This window comes from Pedobacter sp. MC2016-24, from assembly GCF_015223055.1.
Lineage (GTDB): Bacteria > Bacteroidota > Bacteroidia > Sphingobacteriales > Sphingobacteriaceae > Pedobacter.
In genome coordinates this window covers 1-20,658 of record NZ_JADFBX010000018.1, presented here as the reverse complement: position 1 = coordinate 20,658, position 20,658 = coordinate 1, and the positions used below count along the sequence as shown (strand labels likewise).

Below are 20,658 nucleotides of genomic sequence, written 5' to 3'. Positions count from 1 at the left end.
CCGGGCAGATGTTATTTAAACAGACTGTCCACAAACGCTTTTTTATCAAATAATTGCAGGTCGTTCATGCTTTCGCCAACGCCTATGTATTTTACAGGGATTTTGAACTGATCAGAAATTCCGATCACCACACCACCTTTGGCCGTTCCATCCAGTTTGGTAATGGCCAGTGCATTTACATCAGTGGCTTCGGTAAATTGTTTACATTGCTCAAAAGCATTTTGTCCGGTTGATCCATCCAATACCAGTAAAATCTCATGCGGTGCATTGGGAATTACCTTTTGCATTACATTTTTAATTTTACCCAGCTCGTTCATTAAACCAATTTTATTGTGCAAACGGCCGGCAGTATCAATAATCACAACATCTTCACCATTGGCGACAGCCGATTGCAGGGTATCAAAAGCAACAGAAGCCGGGTCAGAGCCCATGGCCTGTGCCACTACACGAACACCAACGCGTTCGCCCCACAATTTGATCTGTTCTACGGCCGCAGCTCTAAATGTATCTGCCGCACCTAAAACAACTTTTAATCCTTCAGCTTTTAATTTATGTGCCAGTTTACCAATGGTAGTGGTTTTGCCCACGCCATTAACACCAACCACCATAATCACGTAAGGTTTATGCTGTCCGTATTCAAATTGCCTGAAATCGTTGCTGTTGTTTTCGGCAAGCAGCAATTGGATCTCCTCACGCAATAAGTGTTGCAGTTCGGAAGTGGATAAGTATTTATCTTTAGCTACACGTTGCTCAATGCGCTCAATAATCTTCAATGTCGTACTCACCCCCACGTCCGAAGTAACCAATACCTCTTCCAGGTTATCGAGTACATCATCATCAATGGTTGACTTTCCGGCAACAGCTTTGGTGATCTTGTTGAAAAAACCTGTTTTAGTTTTCTCTAATCCCTTATCCAGAGCTTCTTGCGCTTCAGGCGCAGTTTCTTTTTTCTTGAAAAAATCGAATAAACCCATAAGAATGTATAACAAAACAAAAAAAGCCCTCCCAGATTAAAGGGACGGCTTTAATATTATAAAATATTAAAATTACTTTTTAGATGCAGAAATAGCATCTTGAACGTGATCGTTGTGAACAATAGATTCTTTGAAAGAATAAGATCCTTTGTCAGACTTAACCATTGTAATAACTTTCGAATATTCTTTTCCTTTACCCGTTTTAAGGGTTGCAACTACCTTTTTTGCCATGATTTAATGGATTATATCTAGCCAAACGCTAAATAAATGTATTACTTAATTTCTTTATGTACAGTTACCTTTTTCAATACTGGGTTGAATTTTTTCAACTCTAAACGCTCAGTAGTGTTTTTACGGTTTTTAGTAGAGATATATCTAGACATACCAGGCATGCCGCTAGTTTTATGCTCTGTACACTCTAGAATAACTTGTACTCTGTTACCTTTTTTTGCCATTTTATTAATCTTAAGGTCGATTCACATCAACCAATGTTATTTACAAATATCCTTTTTTCATGAAACGATTAATCGCTTCAGTAATACCAATTTTATTGATGGTTTTGATAGCTGAAGTAGATACTTTCAGTGTTATCCAACGATCCTCATCAGGAATATAAAATTTCTGAAGTTGTAAGTTGGGATAAAACTTACGCTTAGTTTTAACGTTTGAGTGAGAAACATTAAAACCTGTCATTGCCATTTTTCCGGTTAAATCACAAACTCTAGACATGCCTTTATTTATAGTGTTAAATATGTTTTCTTAATTTTTTTAAGAGTGTGCAAATATCATTAAAATATTTGTAATCATCAAGTGCTCCCACAAATATTTTTAATTTATTTCCAGAGCGTTGTATTTAAGTCCTGCAAAACGCCCGGTAAGGCAATATCTTTTTTGTATTTATTTTAATTGTGTTCTTAAGCAGTTTTCTCTAAGTTTGAGTTTTAGTATTGAACTCAACCAAATCATGCAAATTAAAACATTTGAAGAATATCAAAAAACATATCAGTACAGTGTAGATTACCCTGAACAGTTTTGGGAAGGGATTGCCAATAATTTTCAATGGAGGAAGAAGTGGGATAAAGTGTTGTCGTGGAATTTCTCTGAGCCCAACGTAAAATGGTTTGAAGGTGCCAAACTAAACATTACTGAAAACTGTTTAGACCGCCACCTGGCCCAGAATGGAGATAAACCGGCCATCATCTGGGAACCAAATGATCCTCAAAAAGAAAGCATTACCTTAAGTTATAAAATTTTACATGAGCAGGTTTGCCGTTTTGCCAACGTGCTTAAAAAGAATGGGGTAAAAAAAGGCGACCGTGTATGTATATATATGCCAATGGTACCGGAACTTGCCGTTGCTGTATTGGCCTGTGCCCGGATCGGCGCGGTACACTCTGTAGTTTTTGGTGGTTTTTCTGCCAAATCTATTGCCGACCGGATCAATGATGCCGAGTGTAAAGTGGTCATCACTGCCGATGGCGCCTTCAGGGGAAACAAGCAGATTCAATTGAAAGAAGTGATTGACGATGCTTTAATTGGCTGCCCTACGGTAGAACGTGTGATCGTTTTAACCCATACCCGCATGGCCGTTTCCATGTTAAAAGGCCGCGATGTATGGTGGGAAGATGAAATCAAACTGGTCGATACCGTTTGCCCTGCCGAAGAAATGGACGCAGAAGATTTGCTGTTCATTTTATATACTTCCGGTTCTACCGGAAAACCTAAAGGTGTGGCACATACTGTTGGCGGTTACATGGTTTATGCCGGTTACACGTTCAGCAATGTATTCAATTACCAGCCAGATGAGGTGTTTTTCTGCACTGCCGATATCGGCTGGATCACCGGTCACTCCTATATTGTATATGGCCCGCTTTCGCAAGGCGCAACCACATTGATGTTTGAAGGGATTCCTACATTTCCGGATGCCTCACGCATGTGGCAGGTGGTCGAAAAACATCAAGTCAATATTTTATATACCGCACCTACGGCCATCCGTTCTTTGATGAGCTTTGGGCAGGAGCCGCTGGAAGGTGTCGATTTAAGTTCTTTAAGGGTTTTAGGATCCGTAGGGGAGCCGATCAATGAAGAGGCATGGCACTGGTTTGATGAAAACATCGGTAAAAGTAAATGTCCGATTGCCGATACCTGGTGGCAGACAGAAACCGGGGGAATTATGATTTCGCCAATTGCTTTTGTTACGCCTACCAAACCAAGTTTTGCAACTTTGCCTTTGCCGGGCATACAGCCGGTATTGGTTGATGAGCAGGGCAATGTCATTGAAGGCAATGAAGTTAGCGGAAACCTGTGCATCAAGTTCCCATGGCCGGGTATGTTGCGTACCTTGTACAAAGACCATGAACGTTGCAGGCTCACGTACTTCTCTACTTATAAAGACCTGTATTTTACCGGCGACGGTTGCTTGCGCGATGAAGATGGCTATTACAGGATCACCGGCAGGGTAGATGATGTGATCAACGTATCCGGACACCGCATTGGAACTGCCGAGGTTGAAAATGCGATTAACATGCATGCCGGTGTGGTAGAAAGCGCTGTCGTAGGCTATCCGCACGACGTCAAAGGCCAGGGTATTTACGCCTTTGTCATCAATCCGAATGTACACTCTGATGAGGACCTGACCCGCAAAGATATTTTACAAACGGTTACCCGCGTTATTGGTGCCATTGCCAAACCAGATAAAATCTTGTTTGTTTCCGGTTTACCTAAAACCAGGTCCGGAAAAATCATGCGCCGCATTTTACGTAAAATTGCCGAAGGCGATGTCAATAGCCTGGGTGATACCAGTACCTTGCTCGATCCGGCTGTCGTAGCAGAAATTGTGGAAAAGGCAGGACTTGACAAAAAGTAATCAATCGCATTAAAAAAGGAAGGGCTTTATCACATAAGATAAAGCCCTTTCTTTTTTAATGGTTATGATTATAGTGATTTAAGCCAGGTTACCACTTCATCTCTGGTCTTACCTGTTTTTTGCTGTAACTTACCCAACAATTCATCATCCTTACCCTCTTCGTGTGTCAGATCGTCTTCTGTTAAGTCGCCATAAGCCTGCTTCACTTTTCCTTTAATCTCGTTCCATTTTCCTTTTAACTCTAACTTATCCATAGTACATGATTTTGTTTTAAAATTGTCAGTTAATTAAATAACAAAGGGGGGCTAAAAATGTTTGTAAAAAGCACATTTGCAGAATTCAATCCCGAATCCTAACTTTAGCAATGCGCTGTTTAATAACCTTTGTACTGATTTTACTTCTGGTCAAATTCGGTTTTGCACAAGGCAACGATAAGGGATTAACAGACTCCGTAAGTCGGCAAATGCAGCTATACAAAGCGCAAAAAGAAGCGCCCTCACTTTTTGTCCATTTCGATAAAAACATTTACACCAACAATGAAACAGCCTGGTTTACGGGCTACCTGACCAATGCCAATGTTTCCGCGATGGAAAATCACCGTGTACTTTCGTTGGCTTTGATCAGAAATGCAGACAGTGCCATCATTAAACAACAAAAATTTCTGATGGGCAAGGGTTTGTCCTTCGGCGATATGGTATTGCCCGATTCTATGCAAGCTGGCAATTATCATTTTATGGCCACAACCAATAGGGTAAGCAAAGGCGTACCGGATGTGGTTTTTATCCAGCAAATTACGATCAAAACAAATCTTCAGCCTGCTTTTAATGCCAATGTCAAGCTATTGGAGGCAGGCATTGCTGGTCAGAAACCCAGTCAGCTGGTCGTTTCTGTAACCACTAAGGATTCCCGGTTTTTACCCAAACCTGTCGACATACAGTACCAGTACGGTAAGCTCAGCAAACTGGCCAAAACCAATGCTTCCGGCGAATTGCTGTTGAGTCTGGATGAGCAGGTAAATCTTCCCGATCCAAACCTTTACCTGAAACTTAAATACGGCAAGGACAGCAGTTATCTCAATATGAATATGCCTGTAACCAGGCGTCATGCGATTATACGTTTTTACCCCGAAGGTGGAAACATGGTAACCGGTTTACCGGGCAGGGTTGCCTGGGAGGCTAAAGACCAGCAGGGTGCGGTATTGAGTGTGAAGGCGGTATTGTTTAAAGACCAGGAAGTTGTTGATACCGTAGAGACCAATAAATATGGGATTGGAAAGTTCATGCTGGCCCCTGAAAAGGGTAAAACATACGCACTAAAGTTAATTCATAGCGGTTTTGCAGATAGCGCTTACCTGCTCCCTCCTGCACAAGATCAAGGTCTGGTTTTGTTTATGCGCAATGGCGCGGTGAAAGATACCCTTGTGCTGGTGCTGAAGAATAACCTGCCGAATCAGCGGTTATGGATCCGTATCCACAATTTCCGGGAAACCTTTACCTATGCCAGCGTCCAGATTCATGGACCTTACAACGGCTTTAAAATCCCAATGACAGCTATTCCGGCAGGATTGAACACCATTACAATCTCAGATACCCTGGATAGGCCGTATGCCGAACGCCTGTTTTTTGCCCACTACAATCCCACAAGAAAGATCGGCATTACCGCAGCACAAAATGTCTATAACCAACGGCAAAAGCTGAACCTTAATCTCCAGCTTACCGGCGCAGATTCGATTGCCATTGTTTCTGTTGCTTGTGTACAGGCCAACCGGATGGCCGATAAACAAAGTACCGATATTGAAAGCTATACCTTACTGGGCAGGGAATTAAGCCAGGTTCCGGTAAGCGAGGGAAGGGGTATAGAAAATCTGGATTTTATGGAAGATTTGCTCCTGGTCAGAGGTTGGAGCAGATATTCATGGCAGGACTTGTGGAAAGCCAGGGCTCCGGACACCGGAAAAGTTTACGACGATACGGACCTGAGCATTAAAATAGATAAAGTAAAAAAGCCTGTTCAACTGGGCATGTTAAAAGGCAAAAGTGTAGTCCTTTTAACTACAGCTGCCAATGGCGAATACCATTTTAAACTGGATGAGCTGCTGCTGGAATCGGGAAAAAAAATGCACATCCTGAATACCACTGCAGATCTGGCCATTCGAAAAAATGATCCCTATGAACGGTTTAATAAAGGTTATCTGAAGTTGGTCCCGCTTGAACCTCAAGTTGTGCCGTCAACGGTACAAAACAACCGGGTACTTGCGCTGAAGGACAATGAAACTGCCATCAGACTTAAGGAGGTGGTAATTAACAGTAAAAAGGACAATGGCTTTTTTGGCCGGGGACCTTCAGGCTCAAATGCCTGCGGGGATTATGTATGCAGTTACAACATTTTAAATTGTCCAAACCACTTTGGCGATTTTGGCAATACACAGCCCATTCCCGGCCATACGTATCAGTCGAGGGGCGGCCCGGTCAGGTACCAGGCTTGTGAGGTAACTGAAGAAAATAAAAAAATGATCCCCTTAGATGGCATTTACACCCAAAGGGAGTTTTATAAGAATGATTATGCCGATTTGCAGGAGCCGGCTTTCGTTTCAACCTTATACTGGAACCATGGGATACTGATTGATGCCAAAGGACGGCAGATCAGCTTTTACACCGGGGACATCACGGGCAAGTTCAGACTCATTGTGCAAGGCATTTCGAATAAGGGCCTGCTGTATGGCGATTATACCTTTGAGGTTAAAGGGAAGTAAGGAAATTTAAATAAAAAAATGGGTTATATCACTCAAGATATAACCCATTTGGCTTTGATCATGCTAAGCACGATCAAAAGATTTAATACCCAAAAATCTGCTCCAGTGTCAGTTTCGTCACTGTTCCAAACTTCTGCATATCTTCCATTTTTACATTTTTTTCCGAAGCTACAATACAATAACTGTAAGGCTTGTTCGCTACTTTTTGCTCATGGAATGTTTTAATGTCAGCAAAGCTCAAAGGTTTCAGGCCAACATACTCATCAATTCTGGAATCGTGGTCAAAGCCCAGTTTTTTATCTGCAAAATAGGCAGCAATGATACCTTCCTTGGTAATCCTGTTGGTTTCAATGGAATTTAAGGCATTGCCTTTAGATACTTCGAAAGACTTATCCGCTTTAGGCAGGTCGTTCAGCAATTCGTTCATGCCTTTAACCGCCTCATTCATTTTATCCGCCTGGCTACCTACATAAGCTACCATGGCATATTCTTTATCTTTCTTATCCGGGGCAGAGAACACTGCAAAAGTAGAATAAGCCAAAGCTTTAGACTCCCTGATGGTCTGGAAAACAATAGAACCCATACCACCGCCAAAATAACTGTTAAACAAAGTTACTTTAGCCGCTAAACCCGGTTCATAAGTTCCGCTGTTGCGCAACCAACGCACTTCAGACTGTACCATGTCATAGTCGGCAAAAAATACCTGGTTGGTATTGGTGCTGGTATAGCTGAATTTTTTAGCCGGAGTTTCCGGTGTAAATTCTTTGGGCAATCTGTGTAATTTGCTGATATCAGCAGTAAAGTCGCCTAAAGTTTTCGGGCCATAATACGTAATGGTGTGTTTGTAATTGTTGATGTTGTGGATGATGTACAGCAATTGCTCCGAAGTGATGTTTTTAACCGCATCATTGCTCAGGTTGTAATTGAACGGATTGTTAGGGCCATATTGTGCATACGTAGTTACGCCGCTCAAAATGGTCGCTTTATTTAACTTACTGTTCTCTCTGCCTTTCAGAATACGGGTTTTAAGATCCGATAAAGCCTGTTCATTCGGTTTGCAGTTGGCAAAAATATGCTCCACTAAATTTACCGCCTTGTCAAAATTTTCCTGTAAGCCACTTACCGAAATCGTTGCCACCTCATTGCCTACATTAAAGCTATAGTTACAGGCAATGTTGTAAAACTGTTTGTTGATGTCTTCCGCACTGTATTTATCGGTACTCAGGAAAGTCAGGTATTGCGCTGCATAAGGCAGTAACTGCGAATTCCAGGTGCCGACATCAAATTTGTAAGTCAGGTTAAAAATGCTGTTGTCTTTGTTTTGAACAGTAATCACATCAGCAATCCCTTCTTTACCAAAGTTCAGGTCTTTTTTATAATCTAAAAACTTAGGCGCAATTGGTTTTACCGGCATGCCATATAAATTTTTAGCAAAATCAGAGGTTTCAGAAGCATTGGTGTTTACCGGTGTAATGGCCGGTTTTTCCACTTTAGCAATACTTTTGTCTTCACCTTTATGCTTGTAGGTTGCTACATAGTTTTCTTTAAAAAACTGATTGGCAAAATCTACAATTTGTTTCTTGGTGATTTTAGCCATGGCATCCGGACCATTTAAACTTTTGTCCCAGTTTACACCACGGTTTAAAATGAACTCATTGGTAATGGCTTCTACACGGAAACTGTTTTTATCAAACGCTTCCAGTAAACCCAGCTTACTATTGGCTACAGTCGCTTTAATCAGGCTTTCATCAAAATTTCCTTTTTTAAGGATGGCAATCTGATCCAGCAATAATTGTTGTGCCTGTTCCAAACTCTGTCCTTGTTTAGGCTGTGCATACAAATAGAAAACGCCGTAATCTTTCATTTGCTGATAACCTGCACCAGCACCCTGTACTTTTTGCTGTTGCTTTAAGTTGATGTCAATTAAACCCGCTTTACCGTTAGAGAGGATGCTTGAAATCAAATCCAGCAGCATACTTTGGCTGGTACTTTCTGCATAACCGCGGTACGAAATTTTTACACTTTCTGCACTTGGTCCGTATACATCAATTTTCTGAATGGCCGTTAACGGTTTTTCCGGGGCCGGATTGTACAATTCAAGCGGTTTTGCTTTCATATAAGCGAAAGACTGGTCCACTTTTTTAATCATTTCATCCGGATTTAAATCACCGGCAAAAGCCAAAATCATGTTATTTGGCACATAATACTTGTTGTAGTATTTTCTGATTTCTACCAGCGAAGGATTTTTCAGGTGTTCAATGGTACCGATGGTGGTTTGCTGACCGTAGTTGTGAGTCGGGAACAATTTAGCCGAACTCAGCTCTTCAACCTTCCAGGTATCGTTATCTAAACCACGGTTTTTTTCTTCATAAACAGCTTCCAGTTCGGTATGGAAAATACGGAATACCGGATTGCGGAAACGTTCGGCCTGCAAGGCTAGGAACTGGTCTGTTGCATTGGAAGGAAAATCTTCATTGTATACCGTTTCTTCGTACCAGGTATGCGCATTGGTAGACTGGCCACCAATAGATTTCATCATTTTGTCGTACTCATTGGCAATCGAGTAGTTTGACGCTTCGCCAGAGGTTTTGTCAATCTGCGCATAAATTTCCTTACGTTTTACCGGGTCAGTGGTATCATGGTACTGCTCATATAAAGCCTCAATTTTATCCAGTAACGGTTTCTCTTTGGCATAGTTCAGGGTACCAAATTTATCGGTTCCTTTAAACAGCAGGTGCTCCAGGTAATGCGCCAGTCCTGTAGCCGTTTTCGGATCCGTATTGCTACCAGCCCTTACGGCCATGCGGTATTCAATAATCGGTTCCTTGGTGTTCTGTGATAAAACCACAGTAAGTCCGTTTTTCAATGTATAAAAGCGGGATTTGGTCGGGTCGTTGGTGACATACTTGTACGTATAACCACCTGAAGACGCCGTTTTCCACTGATAGGTGGACTGAGCCATTAAGCTCGAACCTGCAATTAACAGGCAGGCGAACAGCAGTAATTTTTGTTTCATTAGAATAATTATTTTGTTAGTTGTAAGCTATGAGCCAGAAGCCAAGCAGCTTAGGCGATACTAAGACGCTTACATGACCAATAAGTTACAGCCAAATATAAGCTGAATGCTAAACTTTCTATCCGAATTCTTGTATTTTTACCGTTATGAAGAAAGCAGATTCAAAACCCAGCATTTTAGTCGTAAATGATGATGGTATTACCGCTCCCGGAATTAAAAACCTGATCGAAGTGATGCAAACGCTTGGCAACGTAGTGGTTGTTGCTCCTGACGGGCCTCAATCCGGAATGGGACATGCCATTACCATTGGAAAACCTTTGCGTTTTGACAAAGTGGAACTTTATGCAGGTGTAGAAATGTACAAATGTTCCGGTACCCCGGTAGATTGTGTAAAGCTGGCGGTAAACAAAATCTTTAAAGGCAAAAAGCCTGATTTATGTGTTTCTGGTATCAATCATGGGTTGAACAATTCCATCAATGTGATTTATTCAGGTACCATGTCGGCCGCTGTTGAAGGTGCCATTGAAGGCATTCCTTCCATTGGTTTTTCACTGGATGATTTCTCCCAGGAAGCAGATTTCAGCCATTGTAAAAAATTCATTAAACTCATTTCTGAACAGGTATTGGCCCATGGTTTACCACAGGCAACCCTGTTGAATGTAAATTTCCCTAAGGGTGCCGATATAAAAGGCATCAAAATATGCAGGCAGGCAAATGCCAAATGGGCTGAAGAATTTGACCAGCGGACTGATCCTCATGGCCGTCCTTATTACTGGTTAACCGGTGTTTTTCAAAATAACGATAAAGGACAAGATACCGATGTATGGGCTTTAGATCATGGTTTCGTATCTGTTGTACCCGTTCAGTTTGACCTTACCGCCCACCATGCCATTACCCAATTGAATACCTGGGATTTTGGTGCTTTAGGGGGCGCAGATGCTGAAAGCGTTAATTTAGGTAAAACCGCGGGTCCCGATGGGCCTTCATTGGGTTAATACAGATGCAGAATCCGCTGGCGCGTGTTGGAAATTCGGTATTTGCCGGATTGGGATTGGGTATGCTTATACCTGGGGTATTGCTTTGTGCTGCCTGGTACCTGATGCATCAATTTGCTTTTTTGGCCAAGGCCGACCTGCTGTTGATCGGCTGTATAGCGGTAAATGCCGTTTTATTACATTACTTCTTTAAATTAAATAAAGAAAACGTAGGAAGGGGGATTATAAGTGCTACTTTTATCTGGGCCTTTGCGTTCTTTTTTTATAAGATTAATCAATAATGAGATATTATTTAGTAGCCGGCGAGGCTTCGGGCGATTTACATGGTGCCAATTTGATGAAGGCACTTAAACTGGAAGACTCCAATGCCGGATTCCGGTATTATGGTGGCGATAAAATGAAAGCAGAAGGCGGGGTTTTGGACAAACACTATGCTGAAATGGCTTTTATGGGCTTTACAGAAGTTGTACTCAATTTGCGCACGATATTTAAAAACATGAAAGCCTGCAAGGCCGCCATCCTGGCTTACCGGCCTGATGTACTGGTGCTGATCGATTTTCCTGGTTTCAACTTAAAAATTGCCGAATTTGCCAAGGCACAGGGCATTAAAGTCTGTTATTACATTTCTCCAAAAGTTTGGGCCTGGAATCAAAAACGCGTGCTCAAAATCAAACGTGTGGTTGACCACATGTATTGCATTCTACCTTTCGAGGTCGATTTCTATAAAACATGGGGTATGGATGTCGATTATGTGGGCAATCCTTTATTGGATGAGATTGCCCTGTTCCGGCCAGATCCTGAATTTAAAGTAACCTATCATTTGGAAAAGGACGTGATTGCGCTATTGCCCGGCAGCAGGAAGCAGGAGATTGAGCGCCTGTTGCCCGATATGCTGAGTGTTACTGCCGCCTTTCCAAATTATCATTTTATCGTTGCCGCAGCGCCCACTTTTGATGAGGCTTATTACAGGCAGTTTATTAAAACAGAGAATGTAACCCTGGTTTTTGCACAGACTTATAACCTGCTTTACATTGCTAAAGCCGCTATCGTTGCTTCAGGAACAGCTACGCTGGAAACCGCTTTGTTTCATGTGCCACAGGTGGTGGTTTACCGCGGCGGGGCCATCTCCGTAGCCATTGCCAGGGCCCTGGTTAAAATCAGGTTTATTTCGCTGGTCAATTTAATTATGGATAAAAAGGTAGTTACTGAACTGATCCAGCAGGATTGCAATACAGAAAAAATCACGGCCGAACTTCAGGCTGTTTTATCTGGTAGGGGCAGAGATCAGATGTTGGAGGATTATAAAGAACTTTCTATGAAAATGGGTACTGCTGGTGCATCAGCGCGTACTGCCAGGCTGATTGTTGGGGCAGCTATTCATTAAAGTTCAAGCGTCAAAAAGTCGACTAAGTTTTTTTGAATAACGCCACCATTATTTTCGCCTATAAATATATCATTTAGGGTAACTACATATTTTGGATAATTGTCTTCAATTTTCAACAGATTACCAAATTCTCTATTGGCTGTGTTTTCATCCATCGCTGTTAGGCAAACTTGTACATATACTTTTTTTCCGTTTTTATCTGCAACAAAATCAATCTCTTTGTCATCTAATTTTCCAACAAAAACCTGATAATTCTGTTGTCTCAGATATAAGTAAACAGCATTCTCCATCAGTTTATGTATGTCAGCACGCTGATTAAAGCCAACAATTGCGTTTCGCAATCCTAAATCTTCAAAGTAGTATTTCTCTCCAATCTCAAATATTTTTAGGCCTCCAATTTCAGACCTGACCGCTTTATGGATAAAGAAGGTATTACTCAAAGCTTTCAGGTAGTTAATGGTGAGCTGGGTTGAGATATCCACTTTTTGAGACTTCAGGTATTTGCTAATATTAGCAGCTGAAAATAGGCTGCCAGTATTGTCTGCAAGATAGGTTACGAGATTTTCCAGGAAGGATATATTCCTGATGTTTTCCCTTGCCACCACGTCTTTTAACAAAATCGTGGAATAAACATTTCTGAGGTATTCATAGGGTAAATCTTCTTTCAATCCAATATTGGGCAAGAAAGGCATACCACCATATTTTAGGTACAGTAATAAAGAATCTAATGATTTTTCGAGTTGATGAAATTGTAAAAACTCCAGATAACTTAAGCTATGAATATGAAATACGATATATCTGCCTGATAAAAAAGTAGCCAATTCTCCAGATAGCATTTTTGCATTACTACCGGTGCAGTAAATGTCACAGGTTCCCTTGGCAAACAAACTGCGTAACGTTCGTTCAAACTCATGTATTTCCTGCACTTCATCGATAAATAAATAATTGCTTTTACCTTCTATAAACTGATCTGCCAGATATGCGCTCAACTCTATGTGGCTTTTAATATGGGCATAATCATCTAATTCCATATTGATATATACGATGTTCGCGTCTTTATTTGCGTTTTTGATGTGGTTCATCAATTGCAGCATCACATAGCTTTTTCCTACACGTCTTTGCCCGATAAGTACTTTAATGACTTGTTTGTCTATAAAAGGAATTACCCTATTTGTATATATTGGTCTATCAAGAAGTTTCATGTATATCGTATACTTTAGTCAAAAATACAAAAAGTTTCATGTATACCGTATACTTTATTGGAAAACAGGAAAAGTTTCATGTATACCGTATTCATCATTAACTCTCACAATTACCGTCCTATTTTAAAAATATCCGATAATTTTAAGTTAGTATTTTAAAAATATCGGATAATTTTAAATTAGCATTTTAAAAATATCGATATTTGTCTCCTGAATCTGATTGGCTGCTAGAGAACAGACCGTAGAAGTGATCAGGTAGTAAACGCATGACCAACTATGATATATGTAATTATATATATGTACATATAAAAAATAATCTGTACTTTTATAAAACCAGATATACAATTACTATGGCTGCTTACAGCGGATATACCGACCAGGAACTAATTGTTTTACTTAAGCAGCGTGATCATGCTGCGTTTACGGCTATTTATGACCGCTATGCATCTATCATATTTTACCAGGTTAACCAAATGCTGCGTGATACAGAGATATCTAAAGATCTGGTGCAGGAGTTGTTTATGGTAATCTGGAGTAAAGCTGCTCATATTAAAGCCGAAGCAAAACTGGGTGGCTATTTATATATTGCGGCGCAGAACACCGTTTTTAAATATATACAAAGAAGTAAACTACAGGACAGTTACCTGAAATCGCTGGCTGAGTTTAGTACAGAACTCAGCAACAGTACGATTGAACTGCTGGATGAAAAAGAATTACACCTACTTATAGATCATTACATCAAAGAACTGCCACCAAAAATGCGCGAGGTGTTTGAGCTGAGCCGTAACCAGGAAATGTCTTACCAGGAAATTGCTGCACAACTTGCAATTTCAGAACAAACAGTAAAGAACCAGGTAAGTAGCGCCTTGAAAATTTTACGGGGAAAAATGGCGCCACATGCACCGGGGGCGCTGATCATTATGGCGCTGCTGCGAAGATTCTAGCTGATTATTTATATCCGTCATTAAAAATATTTTCAATTGACATAGTACTAAAGTCAATCTCAATGGTATTACTTATAAACAGGCCAATATAAGAAGCCTTGATTAAGCCATGACCAACGAGGAAGCTAAAATACTTTTAGACAAATACAACCAGGGACTTGCTTCGCCTGCCGAAGCCGCCTTACTGCAGTATTGGTTTATTCATGAAGCCAGCAAGGAAGGCGCAGCAATGAGCGATCTGGACCTGCAGCAGCTCGTAGCCGATATGCGGCAGGAAGTTATGGCGCAGACCAAACCAAATCCAAACTTCTGGTCTCGCCTTTGCAGTAGCCCAATGGTCTGGAAAGTTGCTGCTGCGGTAGCAGCGATTGTATTCGGCATCTGGTTTTTCTCTGCCCGGTATATGAAGAATAGACAGCTGCAAAATCATCCTGAACTTGTTTCCCGGTCTCAAGACATTGCCCCAGGCAAAAACACCGCAACCTTAACCCTGGCCAACGGCAAAACCATTACCCTAAGCGACACCAAAACCGGCGTAATAATAGCAACTTCCAAACTCACCTACACCGATGGAACCACAGTGTCTGAGCAGCAGGCATCGGCTACAGGCATCGCGGGTAAAAATCAATTACTCAGCGCGCAAACCCCTCGTGGCGGTACCTATCAATTCACTTTACCCGATGGTACCCGCGTGTGGCTAAACGCCGATTCAAAAATTTCCTTCCCAGAACAATTTTCTGGTAAAACTCGAAAAATATTGCTTAGCGGAGAAGCTTATTTTGAAGTGGCTCACCTTGCGCTCGCTACACCAAAACCTTTCATCGTAGAAACCAACACCCAACAAGTAACCGTGCTGGGTACCCATTTCAATATCAACGCCTATACCAACGAAGCAGCTACCAGAACAACACTTCTGGAAGGTTCGGTTAAAGTAGCGGCTGGAAAAAACACCATAACGCTAAGCCCAAACCAACAAGCCATCAACACTGCTAACACCCTCAAAGTAAGTCCGGCAAATATTGAACAAGCTATCGCCTGGAAAAACGGAGATTTCGTTTTCACCAGGCAGACCCTGGCCGAAATCATGAGAAACGTAGCCCGCTGGTACGATGTAGAAATCATATACGCCCCGGATGTAGACCAAACAGAAACCTATACCGGTAAAGTATCGCGTTCTAAGAACATCTCGCAGGTCATCAATGTGCTCCAGGCCATACAAGTATTGAATTTTAAAATTGAAGGCAGGCGCATTTATGTATCCAGGTAAAACCATTATCAATACACATACCATCAAACCATTTAAAAACCACGAACATGCAACACAGAAGAAGCCCTTAGCCAGATCAAAAAAATAACCAGACCTTACGGATAAGACCTGGTTAACGTTGGCGACAGCCAATTCAATAATTAACTGTTTTTATAACCGCAGTTGCCTGTTCCGTGGAAAGAGAAGGCAAACTGCACCATACCAACCGAACAAATGTACAATATTATACCACCAATTGGTATACCCATACGGCTATACCATAAAATATGGCTAATTATGCGTTTAACCACCGTATTCTTAATCGCATCCTTGCTGCAGGTTAGCGCGGCAGGCCTTGCGCAGCAGGTGACTTTAAAAAGGCAGAATGCCAAACTGACTTCAATTTTTGATGAAATCAGGCAGCAAACCGGTTATGATTTTGTGTACAACGACAAAATGATAGACCAGGCTAAACCCGTAACCATCCAGGTTACCGCCATGGCCCTGAACGAGGTGCTGACTAAAATATTTGAAAACCAGCCCCTGAATTTCGACATCCAGGAAAAAACAATTGTGGTAAAGGAGAAACTGCCTTCCTTTCTGGACAAAACTAGAACTGTATTGGATTTATTTCAGCGTCATGATGCTTCTGGCCGTGTGGTTAATGACAATGGCGATCCGCTGGCTGGAGCAAGTGTAACCGTAAAAGGAACAAACCGGAGCACCAAGACCAATGAACGCGGTATTTTCTTTTTAAGCGGATTGAAAGAGAACGATGTATTGGTAATCAGTTTTATTGGTTTTGAAAGTTTGGAAATTGGTGTTAAGGCTGCGGAGAAGGGGGATATTAAGTTGAAGGAGATTGTAGGGCAGCTGGATGAAGTACGGTTGATTGGTTATGGAACAACGACACAGAGGTTGGCGACTGGGAACACGAGTCGGATTACCGCTGCGGATATTGAAAAACAGCCGGTGGCGAATCCGCTGCAGACTTTGCAGGGGCGGATGCCGGGAGTGTTGGTGACGAATGGGCAGGGTTTGCCGGGGACGGAGACGAAGATTCAGATCAGGGGAATTAATTCGATTGCTGGGAATAGAGATCCATTGTATATTGTGGATGGGGTGCCTTTTTCTGCAACAGCATTATATGACGTAAAAATTGGGGGAGCACTAGGTAGTTTTCTAAACGCTGCTTCTGTTCAATCTTTTACCCCATTCAATAGTATATCTCCGTTTGATATTGAAAGTATAGACGTGTTGAAGGACGCAGATGCAACGGCTATATATGGTGCTAGAGGGGCAAACGGAGTGGTCTTAATTACCACGAAAAAAGGAAAGAAAGGTAAAACGAAATTTGATGTTAATATTGATTATGGCATTGGACAAGCCAGCCGTTTAATGAAAGACTTTCTGGCAACGGAACAATATGTGATGCTGGAAAAAGAAGGAGCCAAAAATGACGGATATAACATCAACGACATTAAAAATGCTCTACCAGAAATATTCAAATATGATCAAAAGCAAAATACAGATTGGCAAAAGATCATTTTAGGCAATAGCGCTAGAATGACCAATATAAATAGTAATATTTCAGGTGGTAAAGATGGGACAACATTTTTGTTAGGAGGGAATTACCACAAAGAAGGAACAATTTATCCGGGTGATTTAGGATACACGAGAGGCGGAGCACATCTTAATCTAGATCATAAAATGCCTAATGAAAGACTTTCTATATCGATGAATGCTGATTATACTTCGGATAGGAACAATTTAACCTATCGCCCTTTACCTATTTTTTAATCTACCTAACTTTCCTTTGTATACAGAAAATGGATTGTTAAATTTTGATGGAGGGGCTAATTATTTAGCCTTTCTACAACAAAAAAGCACGACAAAAACAGATAAGCTTATGGCTAGTAGTCACATTGGCTACAAGATTCTCGAGAATTTAATCTTTGAAACAAACTTAGGCTTTAACAGAATTTCATTAAATGGTTTTAGTATATATCCGAGAACTTCCCAAAATCCAGCGAATAATCCCAATAATCAGGCTCAATATGCGAATAATACTTCGACTACTTTTGATATTGAACCCCAGATCGATTATCATAGAAACATAGGTGGTGGGAAACTGCAAGCTTTAATTGGTGGGACATACCAATCTACTATTTCGAAAGGTGATTTTATCCAAGGAGAGAATTATAAAGACGAAAATCTATTTGGTAATATGGCTGGGGCAGGACTTCTCAATACGTATTTAAGTACTTATAGCCAATATAAGTATAGTTCTCTCTTTGGCAGGTTAAACTATAATTTACAAGATAAATATATTTTAAATATATCGTATCGACGAGATGGCTCTTCAAGGTTCGGTCCAGGCAAACAGTTTGGAGATTTCGGTGCTGTAGGTGCAGCCTGGTTATTCTCTAAAGAATCTTTTACAAATTCTCTATTTCCATTTTTAAGTTATGGTAAATTACGTGCAAGTTACGGAACAGTTGGAAATGAACCTGCTGGTAACTATCAATATTTACAGTCATATAATCTATCTTTTTACGGCACTTATAACGGAAATACTTCAACAACTCCAGCTAGATTAGCCAATCCTGATTTTAGGTGGGAGCTTAATAAGAAAGTGGAATTTGGGATAGAGACTGGCTTTTTTAAAGACAGGATACTACTGACTACTTCTTGGTTTAGAAATCGTACCGCTAATCAATTGGTAAATTATAGTCTGCCAAGCCAAACTGGTTTTACAAAATATACTTATAACCTACCAGCCGTTGTACAAAATGTAGGACTAGAATTTTCCCTAAATACGATAAATATTAAGAGTTCAACCTTTACTTGGTCCACAAATTTCAACCTGTCATTTATCCAAAATAAATTGATATCATATCCTGGGCTTGAATCTTCATCGTATAAAGACCTTTATCAGGTAGGGGAGTCGCTAAGTATTAAAAAGGGAGCACTATTTGCAGGAGTTGATCCAAAAACGGGAACTCTTTTATTCTATTCTTCTACTGGTGAAAAAATTCTGAATCCAACCTCTTATAAAGATCGCTATCAAAAGATCGGAAAAACGATGCCAGATTATTTTGGGGCGTTAACTAATACCTTGAAAACTGGAAGTTTTGAACTTTCCTTTTTAATTCAATTTGTAAAACAGGAAGGATATAAGCCTGCTTTTGCGCCAGGAGAATTGCATAGCTATATGCCACAAGAAGCGCTACAACGTTGGCAAAAGGAAGGAGACATCACAGATATTCCTAAAGCATCTTTACTTGCTGGCGAAGCATACATCAATTTTAAATCCTCTAATTACTTTTGGGGCGATGCATCCTATATCAAACTCAAAAATCTTTCACTAAGTTACTCCCTTCCATCTTTATGGTTGACAAAGGCAAGGATTAATCAATTGAGAATTTATGCCCAAGGTCAGAACCTTTTTACGATCACAAAATATAAAGGAACCGATCCTGAAATTCCTGGAGTAGGTCTATATATTCCTACGCTTAGAGTTATCTCTCTAGGTCTTCAATTGACACTTTAATTTTTTGCCGATATGAAAAAACTATATAAAAACAATGAAATTTGGAAATTTCTAATGTTAATCGCGTTAATTATTTTAAATTATTCCTGTAAAAAATTAATAGAAATTGATGCACCCGTTAATGAAATCATCGGATCAAAAGTATTTAATTCAGAAGCCTCTGTTGATGCGGCACTTAATGGACTATATATTACATTTCGCAACCAATTTGATGGTAGTATAGGATTTCTTCCTTCTTTTTCTTCAGATGAATTGAATGATAATGCTGGTGGTTTTATAAGCTTTAATACAAATAGGATAGGTGTTGATGACGGGTTTAATTCAGCTATATGGAAAAATTCATATGATTTGATCTACCAATCAAACTCTATCATTGAAGGTGTACAATTAACTAGTTTTTTAAGTGTAGGTAAAAAGAATCAGCTTTTGGGGGAGGCCAAGTTTATGAGGGCTTTTAATTATTTTGAACTGGTTAATTTTTATGGTGATGTTCCTTTGATTACTGCCACCGATGTAAGAATTACATCAATTGCCGCTAGGACCTCTATAGATTTAGTTTATAAACAAATTATAACTGACCTAAAAGATGCTCAGTTTTTACTGGATGATTCTTATCTTGGGCCTGATCGCTCTCGTGTGAATAGAAGTGCAGCTAATGCTCTACTCGCGCGAGTTTACTTGTACAAACAGGAATACGGAAATGCAGAGATACAAGCGACAAATGTGATTAATAATGCATCTGTATACCAAATAGAAACTTTATCCAATTTATTCTTAAAATCTAGTAAAGAGACAATATTTCAAATAGCAAATGTTAATGGATATACAAATTTAGCACAAACCTTTATTGCAAATACTAATCCTGTTAGTTTGCCTAATTGTTCATTTACAGATGATTTCATATCTGCATTTGAGCCTAGTGATCAAAGGAAAATGAATTGGATAAGTGTAAAAACAATTAAGAATACACCATATTTTTATCCTTACAAGTATAAAAAGTTAAGTTCATCTGTTAACCTTCAGCCGGAGTGTCTAATTGTTCTTCGTTTGGCTGAGCAATATCTAATCAGAGCAGAAGCTCGTGTAATGCAAGGAAAGTTAACTGAAGGAAGAGATGATCTCAATGTAACAAGAAGACGCGCGGGTTTACTAGACAACACTCAAGTTTCAAAGGAGGAATTATTACTGGCAATTGAAAAGGAAAAACGCATAGAATTATGTGTTGAATTTGGGCATCGTTGGTTTGATCTCAAAAGAACAAAAAGAGCTGATCAGATTTTGAGTCTAGTCAAATCTGCCTGGAAACCAACGGCTGCGTTATATCCAATACCATTAATTGAGCTTAATAATAATCCAAACTTAACGCCTAATCCGGGGTATTAAATACAACACATAAATGAAACTAAAATTTTTACTTCTGCTTATTGCCCAGGTTGCAATAACACAATTTTTATTTGCTCAAAGTAAAGTAAAAACGCTTATCAAAAATGACATTGTTCCTGCCGAAATGTCGATAGGTAAATTAATGAATTACAAATCAAAAACAGCTAAGTTTTCTGACTTCAGGGGTAAACTAGTTATTCTTGATTTCTGGAATACCCACTGTGCTCCTTGTGTAAAAGAGCTTCCCGGAATGGATTCTTTACAAGAGGAATTTGGGCGTAAAATTGCAATAATTCCAGTTACTCGTAATGAACTTCCTCAAGTTCAGAGTTATTTTAAAAAG

18 protein-coding genes are annotated in these 20,658 nt (G+C 40.3%); 11 read left to right on the top strand and 7 right to left on the bottom strand.

Annotation, left to right across the window (positions count from 1 at the left end; all coding sequences use genetic code 11):
- Window positions 1–11 precede the first annotated feature (11 nt).
- The 4 genes from ftsY to rpmB form a co-directional block, all read right to left on the bottom strand.
- Window positions 12–974: a signal recognition particle-docking protein FtsY gene (gene ftsY, locus IM797_RS25035; RefSeq protein WP_194129964.1), complete on the bottom strand. Its 963-nt coding sequence runs from the start codon at window positions 972–974 to the stop codon at window positions 12–14.
- A gap of 72 nt (window positions 975–1,046) precedes the next feature.
- Window positions 1,047–1,205: a DUF4295 domain-containing protein gene (locus tag IM797_RS25030; RefSeq protein ID WP_194129963.1), complete on the bottom strand. Its 159-nt coding sequence runs from the start codon at window positions 1,203–1,205 to the stop codon at window positions 1,047–1,049.
- Window positions 1,206–1,246: 41 nt separating this feature from the next.
- Window positions 1,247–1,429 carry a 50S ribosomal protein L33 gene (gene rpmG / locus IM797_RS25025; RefSeq protein WP_008242799.1) on the bottom strand — a complete coding sequence of 61 codons (183 nt, stop codon included), beginning with the start codon at window positions 1,427–1,429 and terminating at the stop codon, window positions 1,247–1,249.
- A 40-nt stretch (window positions 1,430–1,469) separates the two neighbouring features.
- Entirely contained in the window at window positions 1,470–1,703 is a 234-nt protein-coding gene (rpmB, locus tag IM797_RS25020) for a 50S ribosomal protein L28 (RefSeq protein WP_039866682.1), read from the bottom strand.
- A 235-nt stretch (window positions 1,704–1,938) separates the two neighbouring features.
- Between rpmB and acs the strand changes: the two genes are divergently transcribed.
- Window positions 1,939–3,840 carry an acetate--CoA ligase gene (gene acs, locus IM797_RS25015; RefSeq protein WP_194129962.1) on the top strand — a complete coding sequence of 634 codons (1,902 nt, stop codon included), beginning with the start codon at window positions 1,939–1,941 and terminating at the stop codon, window positions 3,838–3,840.
- 68 nt (window positions 3,841–3,908) lie between these two features.
- Here acs and IM797_RS25010 read toward each other — a convergent pair whose 3' ends face one another.
- The gene (locus IM797_RS25010; RefSeq protein WP_194129961.1) at window positions 3,909–4,094 is read right to left on the bottom strand and encodes a CsbD family protein; all 186 of its coding nucleotides are present in this window, start codon (window positions 4,092–4,094) and stop codon (window positions 3,909–3,911) included.
- A 110-nt stretch (window positions 4,095–4,204) separates the two neighbouring features.
- Here IM797_RS25010 and IM797_RS25005 point away from each other — a divergent pair, with 110 nt between their 5' ends.
- A complete protein-coding gene (locus IM797_RS25005; protein ID WP_194129960.1) occupies window positions 4,205–6,592 on the top strand; it encodes a hypothetical protein in 2,388 nt (795 codons plus the stop codon).
- Window positions 6,593–6,674: 82 nt separating this feature from the next.
- Here IM797_RS25005 and IM797_RS25000 read toward each other — a convergent pair whose 3' ends face one another.
- Window positions 6,675–9,608, bottom strand: a complete 2,934-nt coding sequence (locus IM797_RS25000) for a pitrilysin family protein (protein ID WP_194129959.1) — start codon at window positions 9,606–9,608, stop codon at window positions 6,675–6,677.
- A gap of 146 nt (window positions 9,609–9,754) precedes the next feature.
- Here IM797_RS25000 and surE point away from each other — a divergent pair, with 146 nt between their 5' ends.
- The 3 genes from surE to lpxB are packed head-to-tail and all read left to right on the top strand — an operon-like array spanning window position 9,755 to window position 11,987.
- Complete coding sequence (gene surE / locus IM797_RS24995; RefSeq protein ID WP_194129958.1) at window positions 9,755–10,603, top strand: 5'/3'-nucleotidase SurE; 849 nt, start codon at window positions 9,755–9,757, stop codon at window positions 10,601–10,603.
- A gap of 5 nt (window positions 10,604–10,608) precedes the next feature.
- Entirely contained in the window at window positions 10,609–10,884 is a 276-nt protein-coding gene (locus tag IM797_RS24990; protein WP_194129957.1) for a stationary phase survival protein SurE, read from the top strand.
- The gene (lpxB, locus tag IM797_RS24985) at window positions 10,884–11,987 is read left to right on the top strand and encodes a lipid-A-disaccharide synthase (protein WP_194129956.1); all 1,104 of its coding nucleotides are present in this window, start codon (window positions 10,884–10,886) and stop codon (window positions 11,985–11,987) included. The genes IM797_RS24990 and lpxB overlap by 1 nt, the downstream gene beginning before the upstream one ends.
- Here the strand turns inward: lpxB and IM797_RS24980 are convergent.
- Window positions 11,984–13,189, bottom strand: coding sequence for an ATP-binding protein (locus IM797_RS24980; RefSeq protein WP_194129955.1), 1,206 nt, complete (start codon window positions 13,187–13,189; stop codon window positions 11,984–11,986). The genes lpxB and IM797_RS24980 overlap by 4 nt on opposite strands.
- A gap of 350 nt (window positions 13,190–13,539) precedes the next feature.
- On the opposite strand from IM797_RS24980, the gene IM797_RS24975 reads away from it, so the two are divergent.
- From IM797_RS24975 to IM797_RS24950, 6 genes are all read left to right on the top strand, one after another.
- Window positions 13,540–14,133, top strand: a complete 594-nt coding sequence (locus tag IM797_RS24975) for an RNA polymerase sigma factor (RefSeq protein ID WP_194129954.1) — start codon at window positions 13,540–13,542, stop codon at window positions 14,131–14,133.
- A 109-nt stretch (window positions 14,134–14,242) separates the two neighbouring features.
- Window positions 14,243–15,400: a FecR family protein gene (locus tag IM797_RS24970; protein WP_194129953.1), complete on the top strand. Its 1,158-nt coding sequence runs from the start codon at window positions 14,243–14,245 to the stop codon at window positions 15,398–15,400.
- 276 nt (window positions 15,401–15,676) lie between these two features.
- On the top strand, window positions 15,677–17,179 hold the full coding sequence (locus IM797_RS24965) for a SusC/RagA family TonB-linked outer membrane protein (protein ID WP_194129952.1): 1,503 nt from the start codon (window positions 15,677–15,679) through the stop codon (window positions 17,177–17,179).
- Between the two features lie 16 nt (window positions 17,180–17,195).
- Window positions 17,196–18,932: a TonB-dependent receptor domain-containing protein gene (locus IM797_RS24960; protein WP_194129951.1), complete on the top strand. Its 1,737-nt coding sequence runs from the start codon at window positions 17,196–17,198 to the stop codon at window positions 18,930–18,932.
- 12 nt (window positions 18,933–18,944) lie between these two features.
- Window positions 18,945–20,315, top strand: coding sequence for a RagB/SusD family nutrient uptake outer membrane protein (locus tag IM797_RS24955; RefSeq protein ID WP_194129950.1), 1,371 nt, complete (start codon window positions 18,945–18,947; stop codon window positions 20,313–20,315).
- A gap of 13 nt (window positions 20,316–20,328) precedes the next feature.
- Window positions 20,329–20,658 (top strand): TlpA disulfide reductase family protein (locus tag IM797_RS24950; RefSeq protein ID WP_194129949.1); only part of this gene is annotated, 330 nt, incomplete at its 3' end.